This is a genomic window from Akkermansia biwaensis (assembly GCF_026072915.1).
In the GTDB taxonomy this organism is placed as follows: Bacteria; Verrucomicrobiota; Verrucomicrobiia; order Verrucomicrobiales; family Akkermansiaceae; genus Akkermansia; species Akkermansia biwaensis.
The window spans coordinates 786,869-801,130 of the sequence record NZ_AP025943.1 but is presented as its reverse complement, the minus strand read 5'-3'; the positions used below and the strand labels follow the sequence as shown (position 1 = coordinate 801,130).

At 59.1% G+C, this 14,262-nt stretch carries 12 protein-coding genes; 9 read left to right on the top strand and 3 right to left on the bottom strand.

Annotation, left to right across the window (positions count from 1 at the left end):
- The first annotated feature begins 2 nt into the window (after positions 1–2).
- Complete coding sequence (locus OQH67_RS03260) at positions 3–641, top strand: ribonuclease HII (protein WP_215435686.1); 639 nt, start codon at positions 3–5, stop codon at positions 639–641.
- Entirely contained in the window at positions 601–1,026 is a 426-nt protein-coding gene (locus OQH67_RS03255) for a YraN family protein (RefSeq protein ID WP_215435687.1), read from the top strand. The genes OQH67_RS03260 and OQH67_RS03255 overlap by 41 nt, the downstream gene beginning before the upstream one ends.
- Here the strand turns inward: OQH67_RS03255 and OQH67_RS03250 are convergent.
- From OQH67_RS03250 to OQH67_RS03240, 3 genes are all read right to left on the bottom strand, one after another.
- Positions 1,021–3,276, bottom strand: coding sequence for a copper-transporting P-type ATPase (locus tag OQH67_RS03250; RefSeq protein WP_251828176.1), 2,256 nt, complete (start codon positions 3,274–3,276; stop codon positions 1,021–1,023). The genes OQH67_RS03255 and OQH67_RS03250 overlap by 6 nt on opposite strands.
- Positions 3,277–3,430: 154 nt before the next feature.
- Complete coding sequence (locus tag OQH67_RS03245) at positions 3,431–4,216, bottom strand: beta/alpha barrel domain-containing protein (RefSeq protein WP_215435688.1); 786 nt, start codon at positions 4,214–4,216, stop codon at positions 3,431–3,433.
- Between the two features lie 3 nt (positions 4,217–4,219).
- Positions 4,220–5,191, bottom strand: a complete 972-nt coding sequence (locus tag OQH67_RS03240) for a uracil-DNA glycosylase (protein WP_215435689.1) — start codon at positions 5,189–5,191, stop codon at positions 4,220–4,222.
- A 518-nt stretch (positions 5,192–5,709) separates the two neighbouring features.
- Here OQH67_RS03240 and OQH67_RS03235 point away from each other — a divergent pair.
- The 7 genes from OQH67_RS03235 to mul1B all read left to right on the top strand — a co-directional run bounded on the left by OQH67_RS03235 (position 5,710) and on the right by mul1B (position 13,745).
- Positions 5,710–6,384, top strand: a complete 675-nt coding sequence (locus tag OQH67_RS03235; protein WP_251828177.1) for a 3D domain-containing protein — start codon at positions 5,710–5,712, stop codon at positions 6,382–6,384.
- Positions 6,385–6,482: 98 nt separating this feature from the next.
- Positions 6,483–7,121: an endonuclease III domain-containing protein gene (locus OQH67_RS03230; protein ID WP_215435690.1), complete on the top strand. Its 639-nt coding sequence runs from the start codon at positions 6,483–6,485 to the stop codon at positions 7,119–7,121.
- A gap of 92 nt (positions 7,122–7,213) precedes the next feature.
- Positions 7,214–8,002 carry a MotA/TolQ/ExbB proton channel family protein gene (locus tag OQH67_RS03225; RefSeq protein WP_215435691.1) on the top strand — a complete coding sequence of 263 codons (789 nt, stop codon included), beginning with the start codon at positions 7,214–7,216 and terminating at the stop codon, positions 8,000–8,002.
- An 80-nt stretch (positions 8,003–8,082) separates the two neighbouring features.
- Complete coding sequence (locus OQH67_RS03220) at positions 8,083–8,589, top strand: ExbD/TolR family protein (RefSeq protein ID WP_215435692.1); 507 nt, start codon at positions 8,083–8,085, stop codon at positions 8,587–8,589.
- 12 nt (positions 8,590–8,601) lie between these two features.
- Positions 8,602–9,060: an ExbD/TolR family protein gene (locus tag OQH67_RS03215; protein WP_130083221.1), complete on the top strand. Its 459-nt coding sequence runs from the start codon at positions 8,602–8,604 to the stop codon at positions 9,058–9,060.
- Between the two features lie 390 nt (positions 9,061–9,450).
- Entirely contained in the window at positions 9,451–12,687 is a 3,237-nt protein-coding gene (locus OQH67_RS03210; RefSeq protein WP_215435693.1) for a tetratricopeptide repeat protein, read from the top strand.
- 26 nt (positions 12,688–12,713) lie between these two features.
- On the top strand, positions 12,714–13,745 hold the full coding sequence (mul1B, locus tag OQH67_RS03205) for a mucin utilization putative transporter subunit Mul1B (protein ID WP_156473614.1): 1,032 nt from the start codon (positions 12,714–12,716) through the stop codon (positions 13,743–13,745).
- Positions 13,746–14,262: the final 517 nt, after the last annotated feature.

Below are 14,262 nucleotides of genomic sequence, written 5' to 3'. Positions count from 1 at the left end.
CCATGGCGGAAAGATCACACCCGGACATGAGCTTTGAAACGGAGGCGCGGGCTTCCGGCTTCCTGCACGTGGCCGGGGTGGACGAGGCCGGACGCGGTCCGCTGGCCGGTCCCGTGGTGGCCGGCGCCGCGATTCTGCCGGAGCATCTGGAAGGCCTTCCCGGCCTGAACGATTCCAAGCAGCTTACCGCCGCCAAACGGGAGGCCCTGTTTGCCGCCCTGCTGGAACGTGCGGACGTGCATTGCTCCGTGGGCATTGCCTCCACGGAGGAGATCGACCGGCTCAATATTCTGCGCGCCACCCATCTGGCGATGGCCCGCGCCGTGGAGGGGCTTTCCCTGCGGCCGGATTTCTGCCTGGTGGACGGCCTCCCCGTGAAGGGACTGCCCGTGCCGCACCGCGCCATTGTGAAGGGGGACGGCAGAAGCCTGTCCATCGCCGCCGCCAGCGTGCTGGCCAAGGTAACGCGCGACCGGATGATGACGGAGGCGGACGCCGAGTTTCCGCAGTATGGTTTTGCAAAACACAAGGGGTATGGCACCAAGGTTCACATGGAGGCCCTGCGGAAGCATGGGCCTTGTCCGCTGCATCGCCGCTCGTTTGCGCCTGTTTCACAGATGGAATTGTCCCTGCCTGAATAGGGAAGAGCGGAGTACGGACTGGCTGGGCGCTTACGGGGAGCTGGCTGCGTCCTCCTTCCTGCGCGCGGCTGGCTGTTCCGTTTTACGGAGGAATTGGCGTCCCGTCCGCGGAGGAGAGATTGATTTGGTGTGCCGTGACGGAGCCTGCCTTGTCTTTGTGGAGGTGAAAACGCGCACGCATGGCGGCTACGGGGGAGCGCGCCGGGCCGTGAATGCCCGCAAGCGCGCCCTGATCCGCCAGGGAGCGGCTGAATGGCTGCGCCAGCTTCCGGACACGGTTCCCTTCCGCTACGATATTGTGGAAGTCATGTACCGGGAAGGTGAAGTTCCGGAAATCACGCGCCTTTGCGGAGCGTTTGGAGAGCGGGACTTGGCGGCGTCATGAAAAATGCCGCAGGCGCAGGGCGTTGAGGATGACGGAAACGGAACTCAGGCACATGGCCGCCGCCGCAATGACCGGGGAGAGCAGGATGCCCCAGAAGGGATAAAGGACGCCCGCGGCTATGGGAATGCCCAGTGCGTTGTATATGAAGGCAAAGCCCAGGTTGGACTTCATGTTGTTCACGGTGGCGGTGGAAAGGGCGAAGGCCTTGGAGATGACCAGCAGGTTCCCTTTCACCAGCGTGACGCCGCAGCTCTGCATGGCTACGTCCGATCCCGTTCCCATGGCGATGCCCACGTCCGCCTCCGCCAGCGCGGGGGCATCGTTCACGCCGTCGCCGGCCATGGCAACCACGCTTCCCTGTTTTTTGAGGCTGGAGACCAGGGATTGCTTGTCCGCCGGAGACATGCCTCCGTGGTATTCGGGAATTTCCAGTTCCTGCGCCACGGCTTCCACCGTTGCCGGCGCGTCTCCGGAGGCGATGATGATGTGGATGCCGCGCGCCTTCAGGTCCGCAAGAGCCCTGCGCGTGTTGTCGCGGATTTTGTCCGCCAGGGAGAACGCCCCCGCCGCCTGTCCGTCCAGCGCGGCAAAAACGGTCACGCGGCCCTGCCGACGCTGTTCATCCACCCACGGGGCCAGGGAGGAAATGTCCACGCCCTGTTTCTGCATCATGTCCCCGGTACCCAGGGATACCTTGCTGCCCTGGATGGTTCCGGCCACACCCCCTCCGGGGAAGGACTGGAAGTCCGCAACGGAGTCCAGGGGGAGTTTTTCATCCCGCGCTCTCTGGACGAAGGCGCGCGCAATGGGATGTTCGCTGCCTTGTTCCAGGGAGGCGCATTGGGCAAGCAGCTTGTCCATGTTCATGCCGCCTGCCGTGGTGACGTTGACGAGGGAGGGCCTGCCTTCCGTGAGGGTCCCGGTTTTATCCATGACCAGGGTGTCCACCTTGTGCATGGTTTCCAGGGAAGCCGCGTCCCGGAACAGGATGCCCAGGGAGGCCGCCTTTCCGGAGGCCACCATCATGGACATGGGGGTAGCCAGTCCCAGTGCGCACGGGCATGCCACAATCAGGACGGCCACGGCGTTCACCAGCCCGTGCGGCCAGCTCGGCTGCGGTCCCCAGAATCCCCAGACGAAGAATGTGAGTATGGCGACCGCCGCCACGGCAAGGACAAAATAACGCGCCACCTTGTCCGCCAGCCGCTGCATGGGGGCCTTTGTCCTCTGGGCCTGGGCCACCAGGCTGACGATGCGTGCCAGCACGGTGCCGTCCCCCACTTCCCGGGCCGTCATGGTGAAGGTGCCCGTGGTGTTCAGCGTGGCGCCGATCAAGGTGTCTCCGGGAACGTGGGTGACGGGAATGGGTTCTCCCGTGAGCATGGATTCGTCCACATCGCTCCCTCCGTCCTTCAGGATGCCGTCCACGGGAATCTTTTCTCCCGGTTTCACCCTCAGCACGTCGCCGGGCTGGACTTCTTTCAGGGGAATGTCGCTCTCCACGCCGTTGGGCAGCACGAGGTGCGCCGTGGAGGGGGCCAGGTTCATCAGCGACCTGATGGCTTCCGCCGTGCGGGACCTGGCCTTCAATTCCAGGACCTGCCCGAGCAGGCTCAGGGAGATGATGATGGCCGCCGCTTCATAATACACGGGTACGTGGCCGTCGCGGACGAAGACCTCAGGAAACCATCCGGGCACGATCGTAGCCGCCAGACTGTACAGGAAGGCGACGGAAGTTCCGGCTCCGATCAGCGTCCACATATTGGGATTGCGCGTTTTAACGGATTCCCAGCCACGGATCAGCAGCGGCTTGCCCGCCCACAGGACTACGGGGGCGGCCAGCAGCAGTTCCACCCAGTTCTGCACCCCCGGATTCAGCCATGCGGCGATGTGGCCGCCCATGGAAATGGCAAAGAGCACGATCACCAGCGGGAGGGAAATGTAGAAGCGCCTGCGGAAGTCGTCCAGTTCCCTGTTGTCCTGCGGGGCGGCGGAAGGAAGAACGGGTTCAAGCGTCATGCCGCAGATGGGGCACGAACCGGGATGGTTCTGCCGGATTTGGGGATGCATGGGGCAGGTGTAAACGGCGCCGGAAGGGGAAGGGCCTGGGTCCGCAGGGGCAGGGGAGGAGGGAGGCATGTCCATTCCCTTCATATTCATGCCCCCGTGGGGTGAGGAAGAATGGGAAAGAGCCTGTTCCGGGGCCTCGTTTTTGCCGGAATCATGCCGGCAATGTGAGCAGTTCGTCATGTCCATACGAAAAGTGAGACAGGACGCGGTCCCGTTCCGTTTCAAATGGGGCGTGATTGGGATAACGAAAAGGATTCATGCCCGCGGTTTTTCCGGAGCGGGCATGAATCCGCCACACTATATTATATATAGTGCAGGAAAGGGGCTGGAAGGGTTATTCCGCCCTCAGGGCCAGGATGGCTTCCATGAATTCCTGGGGAATGTCCAGGTGCGCCAGTTCGTCCTGGAGAATGACTCCGTTCGCACCGGCATCCAGCATCCGGAGGGCGTCTTCCACGGTGCGGATTCCGCCGGCTGAAAGAACGGTGACGGAGGCGGGGAGTTCTTCAATCAGCCTTTCCGTGACTGCCGGATTGGCCTGAAGGGTGTGCGGGTCCGCGTTGTTGATGCAGACGAAGTCGGCTTCCAGATCCATGGCGGCTTCAAGCTCTTTCAGAGTATGGACTTCCATCATCACGTCCAGCCCCAGTCCGGTGGCCATGCGGTACAGGGGTTCCAGCTCCTTTTCCGGAACGGCCGCCACGAGGAGGTTGACGGCGTCCGCCCCGGTGACGATGGCCTGGCAGATTTGAACCGGGTGAATGAAGACGTCGCGCGCCATGACGGGAATGGAACTTATTTTGGAAATCACGGATACCATGTCCCAGGACCCGCCGTACACCTGCGGTTCCACCGCTATGGAGACGCCTTGCGCGCCGCCCTGCACGAACATGGAGTACTGGCGCCTGATGTCCATGTCCATATGCGGGAGCCCCTGTGCGGGATAGGACCGGGAGATTTCCGGAATGACGGAGAGGCGGTTTTCGCCCAGGTCCACGGCGGTCCTGAATCCCGCATAGTCGTTCCTCAGGATGGCGGAGGCCCGCAATTTGCCTTCCAGGGGAAGGATTTTTTTCAAATCGGCGCGTTTGCGCTCCAGAATGGCGTTTAAATAATCCATATGTTACTTTCTGGGTAGGAAATAGGAACGCTGTTTGTCCGAGATGGGGAGCCCCGCCCGTTCCATGACGCACAGCATGTCTTCCCAGACCTTTCGCTTTTCCGAAATATCTTCCGTCCGCAGCAGGTAGCTGGGGTTGTAGGTGACGCGCACGGGCGTGTCGAAAGCCGTGTGGAAGGTTCCCCGCAGCGCGGAAAGCGGCGTTTCCCCGGATTGGAGGATTCCCCTGGCGGCGATGGCGCCCAGGGCGACAACCACTTTCGGACGCACCAGCATGATTTCTTCCCGGAGGATGGGACGGGAAATTTCTATCTCCCGGTCGGTGGGGGGGCGGTTGTTGGTGAGCTGCCGGGGCAGGGAGGGACGGAACTTGACCAGGTGGGTCAGGTAAATGTCCGCTCGGGTAATGCCCATGGCCTGGAGCATGGCGTCCAGCTTTTCCCCGGACGGTCCCGCCAGGGGCCTGCCCAGCTTTTCTTCATACAGTCCGGGAGCGTCCGTCACCATCATGATGTCCGCCCGGGGATTGCCGGAGGAAAAGACGGGGGTGTCCCGCAGGGAATTCAGGTTTTTGAGCGGGGGCCAGTGCAGCACCAGTTCGCGGAGGGAGGCAAGTTTTTCTTCTTCCGTTTCCCCCTCCAGGTCAAAGGCCACGTGGCGCGGAACGGCGGGTTCCTCTTCCGTCCCTCCGGGATGCACGCCGTTGAGGATGGCTCTGAGTTCGTTGCCGAAGGAGATTTCATCCACGGAAGCGGGTTGGGAGTTCTCCGGAATGCCGGCAGGATGGGGATGTTCCGTTCCGGAAACGGGCGGAGCGGAGGCGGGAGTGTCTCCCCGGGCCACCCGGCGCGCCTCAATCACCCACTGCCTCAGGACTTTCCGGGCCTCTTCCGTCACGGGCGCGTGCTCCACGCCCCTGGATAACAAAGAGCGCAGATAGTCAAGGGTGAGGTGTTGGGGCAGGCCGGCGGACATGTTTGGCCGGAATTGTAGTCTATTTCCTTGTGGATGCAACAGCCCATTGGGTATGCGGCCGCTTCGCCGGAAGGGGAATTTGCAGGAAGGGAATACAGCATTTCGTTCACTGTTTTTAAGCAATGCAGGAGTTCCCGCTTCTTTCCCCCTTGAACTTTTTTATGGAAAATTTTGAAGGGTTGAATGCTTTTTGCGTAAATAACGCATTCACTGTAAAAGGATTTAATGTAAAGTAAAAAAGTGTGTCGTACTATGATAGAAAAAGAGAATTCGTGAAGTATATTATTTGTCATGATATGACAAAAATGCGGCATGTTTTTTATATTGTTGATTTTTAATGTGTTGCGGTAAGGAATTTTTTGTGTTTACAAGAGGTGGTATAGAAAAAAAGTTTGCCAAGGCTGAAATTATTTCGTAACCAAGAGCCGCCGTTGCCGATTTTTGTCGGCACCGCACGCGGCCAGAAGGTTTTTTTCAGGCGTGATTGCCGCGTGTGTGGCGCTTTAACCACGTACCACATGAATCTACGAATAATTGCCACCCTGTCTTGCGCCGTTATGGCGATGTTTGTCAGCAGCTGTGCGACAAACGGTGCCGTCACCGGCACGGGGAAATCCGATAGTGATACTCTTGTCCTGGCCCGCGTAAGTGAAAAATCGCCGGGATTTGTTCAGCCTCTGGCGCCCAGCCGCTCGGCGATGCCCTCTTCCAGCCTGCCCAAACTGGGGCGCGACAAGCACAAGATGCCGTTTTACCATCCGTCCCAGCGTACTCGCGTAGTGCGCACGACGGCTTACACCCATTCCGAACGCGACCATTTGGCGTACGGCCCCCGCAATGCGGTGGGCACGTCCCTGAAGTACACGTCTTCCGTGCGCAGCGCGGCGGCGGACTGGTCCGTCTATCCGCTGGGGACCACGTTCCGCATCAAGGGCCAGCCCTACCTCTACGTTGTTGACGACTACGGCAGCGCCCTGGTGGGCACGGGCACCATTGACATTTACCAGCCCAGCAAAAAGCTGATGAAGGATTGGGGACGCCGCTACGTGGAACTGACCATCGTGCGCTGGGGAGACCCGGCCAACAGCCTGGAAGTCCTCAGCGGCCGCCGGGGCTACAAGCACTGCCGCACCATGTACGCCGCCCTTCAGCACCGCGTGTCCAAGGGCCTGTACGCCAAGGCCGACAAGTAATTCCGCGCAAAAACGCTTTCATGCCGCTCCGCCGTCCCGATGGATGGCGGAGCGTTTTTTTGTTTTCCGCCGCGTTCGCGGAATGGTATTCTGGCGGCATGGACAAGAAAGAACGGGCCTCCGTCGTACAGGAGGAATTGATGAGGCTGTATGAAAATCCGCCCATTCCCCTTACCCACCATGATCCCTATACCCTGCTGGTTGCCGTTCTTTTGTCCGCCCAGTGTACGGACAAGCGTGTGAACCTGGTTACTCCGGCCCTGTTTGCCCTGGCTTCCACGCCGGAGGAAATGGCCCGGCAGGACGTGGAGGCCGTGCGTGAAATCGTGCGCCCCTGCGGCCTTTCGGAGAGGAAGGCTTCCGCCATCGTGAACCTGAGCAGGATTCTGGCGGAGCAGTACGGCGGGCAGGTCCCCTGCGACTTCCAGGCGCTGGAATCACTGCCCGGCGTGGGTCATAAGACGGCCTCCGTTGTCATGGCGCAGGCGTTCGGCGTTCCGGCGTTTCCGGTGGATACCCACATCTTCCGCCTGTCGCGCCTGTGGGGGCTGAGCAGCGGGAAAACGGTGGAGGCCGTGGAGCGCGATCTGAAAGCTCTTTACCCTCAAAACACATGGGGGGATCTCCATTTGCGCATCGTGCTGTACGGCCGGGAATATTGCCCCGCCAGAGGGTGCGGAGGGAGCTGTCCCATCTGCAGCCGGCTGAACCGGACGGAGGGGTTTACAGACGTTTGAATTTTGACAGAGTCCAAAATGAATGCTTGCAAGTCTGAATTTGCGTGCTTTAATACACCAGTATCTTTTCGAACAACCATATAACTTACATTATGAAGAACCTTTTTAGACTGGGTTTCCGTTTCGCTGCATTCGCTACTGTGCTGATGGCTGCATTTTCCACGTCGGCCTTTGCCCAGGATGCGGCAGCCGCCGGCCCGCAGGAAAAGACCATGCTTGACAAGTGGATCATCGCCGGTGGTTGGACCATGATTCCGATCATGCTGGTGGAAGCCTTCATCGTCTTCCTGGTGATTTACAACATGGTTGCCCTGAAAAAGGACAAGTTCTGCCCGGAAGACCTGAAAGTCACCCTTCTTCAACTGATGGCCGAATGTCGCATCCGCTCCGCCATTGAAGTGGCTGCCGGTAGCCCCACCTATTTGGGCCGCCTGGTTGCCTACGCCCTGCCGAACGTGGACGCCACCCGTCCGGAAGATCTTGGCAAGGACGCCATCGAAGACGCCATTGCCGACTTTACGGCCAATGAAAGCCGTTCCGTGTTCAAGTGGATCAACATGCTTGCCCTTTGCGCGCAGATTTCTCCGATGCTCGGCCTCTTCGGTACGGTGCAGGGGATGGTGGGTGCGTTCGGTACGCTGTCCACTGCGGGCCAGGCGGACCCCACCCAGCTTGCCGGTGACATTTCCGTGGCCCTGCTGACGACGTTCTGGGGCCTGATCAACGCCATTATCGCCACGCCGTTCTTCTTCTTCCAGAAGGGCATTGCCAACGCCCATATTGCCGAATGCGTGGGAACGCTGCAGGAAATGGTGAATACCTCTATCAACGTGGTGAACGCTGAAGCCCAGCTTGCCCGCATCCCCGAAGGCTTGGCCTGATCGCAGGCGAGCCTATGGTCCGGCCCGGAAATTCCGCCCCAGGCGGAGACGGGCCGGAGAATCTCAACCAAATGTAGCTTATGGGGAAGAAAAAAGCCAATATAGCTTCCGATGAAGAGAGCGGGGAAATGGATATGTCCCCCATGATCGACATGGTGTTCCTCCTGTTGATTTTCTTCGTGGTGAACGCTACGGCCATTACCGTTAAAAAGGATAAGAACATTCAGATGCCTACGGCCACCAGCTCCGGTGAAGTGAAGTCCGCCAACGGCTGTATCGTGGTGAATGTGTACGGGGAAGGCGAAGGCAAACGGCCCGACGGCATGAGCAATGACGTGCGCTGGGCTTCCGATGTCAGCGCCCCTCTCAATTCTCCGGAAGAACTGAAGGAATACATCAAGAACCTTGCGGAACGCTTCAAGGACAAGCAGGATTTTGAAACGCGCCTTTATCTGCGCGGCGACCAGAAGGCTCTGTTCAAAGGCTCCCGCGAAGTCATTCGCGTGGCGGCGGAATGCGGAGTGACCAAAGTGGTCTTTGCCGTGCTGCCCGCCAAGAACTCCGCCCCCGCAAGCAGGGAAGACTAATCATCACGCATCATGGCCAGACACAAGAAATTGGAACCGATTGAGGATGAAGATCCCAAGCTGGATATCTCGTCCCTGATCGACGTGTGCTTCCTTCTGCTGATTTACTTCATCGTGGCGACCTCTCTGATTCAGGAACGCAAGCTGGATATGTCCATGCCCGGCAGCGCTCCGAGCGATACGGCCGCCCAGATCGAACCCGCTCTGATCCGCATCATCAAGGACGGCACCATTTACTGGGGCAAGGACAACAGCCTGATGATCGACAATGACATGAACAATCACAACCTGTCGACGCTCGTGCAGCAGCTGGAAGCCAAGAAGCAGGAAGCCAGCGCCGTGGGCACCAAGCCCGTCGTTCAGTTGTGGGTGGAAGGCGAAGTCCCCCACCAGCGCGTCATTGACGTCATGAACGCCTTGACGGAAGCCGGGATCACAACGGTGGCCCTGACCGACCTCAAGGACGATTAAAGGCGGAAGCCCTGACTGGATTTTCAGCTCCCGGGCCTTTGTGGCTTTCCGGGAGCTTTTTTATGGAGTGGAAGGCCGGATGCCGGGAAGGACCGTTCATCCCCTTCTTTCTCATGTTCCGGTCCTCAACTCCGGAACGGGCGGGAGATTTTCTGTAAGGCCCTTGGGGATGCGGAAGCACTGCAGAAGGCCGGCAGAGTGCGGGAATAAATAAACGCGGAGCGCGTGCGGCTTCTTGCACGGATGACTAAAAAGGCGAACTTTCTGCTTTAGACTTTGCCGCATCTTGTTAAAATGACGCAATCCATTACAGGCAGGCATATTTCATGCTTTTGCGGAGATGCCGTACCTGTTCGGCTATCTCTTCTGTTTCAACGATTTTTTAAACACATGATCAACTCAAACTATACTACTGCACTGGCGGCCGGCCTGGTTTCCGTGCTGAGCATTGGCACGGTGATGCCTTCTCATGCGCAGAATGGTCCGCGCGATTACCAGCGTACGGCCCTGGCTGCCATGAAGGAAGGCAAGTGGCAGGAAGCTCTGGATGCCGTCGACCGCTGCATCCGCGTTTATGAACCCCGTATCAAGATGCTGGGCCTGGATGACGGTTTCGGCTGGTTTTATTACCAGAAAGGCGTCTGTCTGTCCCAACTGAAGAAATACAGTGAAGCCGTGGAGGCTTTCAAGGCCTGCTATACCAAGTTCCCGAGCGCCAGAAACCAGCTCGTGAAGATGGCCCTGTTCCGCGAAGGGGAAAATTACTGCCGTATGGGCGAATTCGGCAAGGGAGCCGAGCTTCTGGAAAAGTTCCTGAAGGAATACCGCAACGATCCCGTCGCCAGAAACGTGAATGCCGGGGAAGTGCAGGGCCTGCTGGCCCAGTGCTATTTCAGGATGGATCCGCCTTCTTTCGACAAGGGGCTGGAAAACCTCACCGCCTGCGTGAATTCCCGCTACAAAGGACGCCGCATTTCAGACGCCGTCATCACCAATTCCTTCCTGGCGATGGTGGAGTCCGCCATCAAGATCGGCAAATGCCAGGAAACGGTGAAATTTGTGGAAGCCCACCCTTCCGTGATGAATATCAGCCCCACCCGGGTGGCGCTGTACGCCCCCAAGCTGGTGAGCGATATTGCGGAAGCCCTGGAAAAATCCCGTTCCCTTCTTCAGAGCGGCAAGCAGAAGGAGTCTGAAGACTATGCCTCCCTGGCCCTGACGCTGATGGGGCTTTTGCCCGACCAGGCCGGAGTGCTGGCGGACGCCAACCATTCCCTGGACCGCCTGGGCCGCGCCAACGGCGCCGTTCCCGGCGTCACCGATCTTTCCCATACGCTGGACAAGTCCAAGGTGAACGCCTTGATTGAACAGTTCAACAAGATGAAGGAGGAAGGCAAGGTTCTGGACGCCTTCACGTTCAATTTCATGGGCAACCAGGCCATGGTGCATGGTTCGCAGCGCGTTGCCCGCGCCGCCTACCAGCTCATCAATGACTTCTATCCGGATGCCCCGGGCAGGGAAGACAATCTGTTCTACCTGGCCATGACCACCTGGCAGCTTGGGGAAGCGGACAAGGGCGGGGAGCTGGTGGCCCAGCACATCAAGGAGTTCCCGAATTCCAAGTACGCACCCACGTTGAATACCCTGTCCCTGGAAGGCTTGCTGAAGGACAAGAAGTTCGATCTTTGCGTTCAGCAGGCGGACAAGGTCATGGAATTGCACAAGGACGACCCCACCCACAAGTTCTATGAACTGGCGCTGTATTGCAAGGGGGCTTCCCTGTTCAACCTGGGAGCCGCCGACGCTGCTCGCTACAAGGATGCCGTTCCTGTGCTGGAACGCTTCGTCAAGGAATACCGGGACAGCACCTACCTGAAAACGGCCATGTACCTGCTGGGTGAAACGTACACGAACCTGGGCAGGACGGATGACGCCATCCAGGCTTTCACCAACTACATTGCCCGCTTCCCGGACAAGGATGACGCCAACCTGGCCGCCGTGCTTTATGACCGCGCCTTCAATTACCTGGGCCGCAAGAATCCCGGCGACGAGGAGCTTGCGATCAAGGATGCCAAGGAGATCGTGGACAATTTCAAGGACCACCGCCTGTTCCCGTATGCCAACAACCTGCTTGCCAGCCTTTACGCCGGCAGCAAGGAGCATGAGCAGGAGTCGGAAGCCTATTCTCTGGCCGCTCTGGAATCCGCCAAGAAGCTGGGCGACAAGCGCCCCGCCGCGGAAGCCGTGTACAACCTGCTGGTGAACGCCACCAGGAAGCCTCTTCCCCTGGAGCCGAAGGAAGCCGTGGAGGCCGCCCGCAAGGCCCGCCGGGATGAAGTCAAGAAGTGGTACGACGAATACTGGAAGGTTGCCGACATGCCCGGCAGCCGCTACAGCCTCCAGCTTGCCGCGGCAGCCATGGATTTCTTCAAGGACGACAAGGAAATGTTTGACCCCTCTGCCGTCAAGATGCAGGAAGTCATTGTCCGGGAAGGCAAGAAGGATGATCCCAAGATGACCGTTCTGCTGGAGGAAGCCGTGAATTCCTACACCAAGAATTACATGGCCGGCTACAAGGCCCTTGGACGGGAATTGGACGCCAACGCCCTGCGCAACCACTTCTACAGGTTCCCCGGCGTGGACAACAGCACGGACAAGACCTTGAGCGCCATGCTCCGCATGGCCGTCATCGCCCAGACACAGGAAGCCTTTGAAAAGGCTCCTGCGGAAACGGACGAACAGCGCGCCGCCAAGGCGGCCCAGGAAGGTCTGGTCAAGCAGCTCTTCGTGGAACTGAAGCGCGACTTCAAGCCCTCCGACCTGCCTCCCTATACGCTTGTCAAGCTGGGCATGCACCTGGCCAACACCTCTCAGCCGGAGGAAAGCATTGCCTACTTTGATGAAATCCTGGATCCGTCGGAACCAAATCCGGTGCGCAAGCAGGCCCGTATCAACGGCATGTCCAAGTACCGCAAGAACGCGGTCTTCGGCAAGGCCGTGGCTCTGGGCCGCAGCAAGGATAACGCCAAGGTGGATACCGCCATCAAGATGATGAGGGATGAACTCAGCAAGGAGGAATCCAGCTCCAATCCGGACCGCAAGGCCATGGAAGACGCCCAGTACAATCTGGTCAAGTTCACCGCCGCCCGCCAGGACTGGCCCGCCGTGATTGCCGCCGCGGAGAAATACCGCGCCGACAAGTCCTACAAGAAGAATCTGCCGGAAGTCCTCTTCCTGCAGGGGCAGGCCTATCTGAAGCAGAATGAGCCGGACAAGGCCCTGGTCTGCTTCATGAACATTACGGGCGCCGATTACAAGGGCCTGGTGAAATGGTCCGCTCCCGCCATGCTGGCCCAGATGGATACGCTGTGGAACAGAAACAAGATGTCCCAGGGCACCGGCAAGCAGCCTTCCGACAGGTACGTCGCATGGAGGACGGGCAGCCAGTATGTCCAGTTGCTGGATACTCCGGCCAACCGCAAGAGGATGACCGCGGAGGACAGCGACCTGCTCAACCAGGTCAAGGACAAGGTGTCCAGATTCGGTTCCGATCCTGCCGTCAGCCAGGAACGTTCGGACATCGCCGCCTATGAAGCGGCCATCCGTTCCGCCAGGGGGCAGAAATAACGAAACACGGTTAGCATATAAACGATATGAAAGCACTTTCAGTAATAATGGTATTGGCCGGTCTGTCCACTCTGGTTCCGGCCATGGCGCAGAACGCCGCGGATCCTCCCCGCCTGAGGGCCCGCGTAGCGAATCCCGCCATCAAGAATGGCCGCCCGACGGATATTTTCATTCTGTCGGCCAACGGTCCCATGGTCCAGTTTGTGGAAACACGGGAATCCCAGGACATTCTTCAACAGGCTGCCAGCGCGTTCAGGACGCTGTACATTTTTGAAACGGATGATTTCGTCGACGCGAAGGTAGCCATGGAAAACCGCAAGTACCAGGACGCCCGCAACAAGTTCCATGCCCTGATCGGCAAGTATGCCGCCACGCTTCCCATCAAGGACAGCCTGTCCGCCCGGGCAGCCGTCAATGAACTGGAATGCGCCATGCGCATGATGGACTGGGCCGGCGTGAAGGGGCTGGTGTCCCGGTTCCCCGTCAGGACTGTCAATCTGTCCCCTTCCGCACAGAATGATTTGGAAGTGGCCAAAATCATGGCCCTGATTCCGGACAGGAACTGGAATGAGGTGAAGACCCAGGCCTCCTCCTTCCTCGCAACGAAGAAGAACGCCACGCGCCTTCAGCAGGCGCGCATGAAGTACGCCCTGGGAGCAGCCTCCCTCGCATCAAGGGACCCCAACAAGGCTCTGGATTATTTTGCGGAAGCGCTGGTGCTCCTGCATGGTTCCGACGAGAACCTCGGTTCCGCCAGCATCACCCGCTCCCTGGATGCCTACCTGCGCATGCCGGATGTTGCCCAGTTCCTGGAAAACTCCGCGGTATCCGCCGCGGTGGAGGCCAGAAAGCATAATCCGGAAACCGTGATTCCCGAGATGCAGATGAAGACGCGTCCCCTCAACGTGAAGGAAGCGGCGGCCCTGTACCGTCTGCATGAACTCATGTTCCCGGACAGGAAGCTGCCGGCCAAGTACGATGCCTTTGCCGTTTCCTACAAGAATCCCTCTGCCGGAACTGCCGAACAGGCTCCCGCAGAAGCGGAAAAGAAGCAGTAGGAACCAGGCGGGGAAATATCATCGCTTTTCCCGGTTTAAACGGAGCCGTCCTGCACGGGGTGCAGGGCGGTTCCGTTTTTTTCATGGTATGAATGGCGGCCACGGGTGTCGGAAGGCGCAAGCCGTTTCGCGGCGGCAGACTCGTGAATCCGCATGAAACGGACATTTTTCCCATCCGGAATCAAGAGATATCGCCCGTGGCAGCACGGCTTTGTAAAGCCGCCGCCATTCGGGATTGAGGCGCCGCAACAGAAAAAATCGTCAAGTCCTTGTCCGGCCTGCCGATAGAATTGGCCACGCCACGCTTTTCCCAAAGCCGCATGAGAAAAACGCTCCTTGCAGACAAAGACCGTAGGAAGGAGCCAAATGCGGAAAAAACGCCCTGAAAAGCTGAAGGCAGCATTTCACGGTATATGCGACATGCTGCCTTCCCCTGTTGAAAGAGGAGCCGGTTCCCTGTGACCGGGGACGGCATTCAGCCGGTCCGGTGAACAGGGAATTGCGCCTTCGTCCCAGG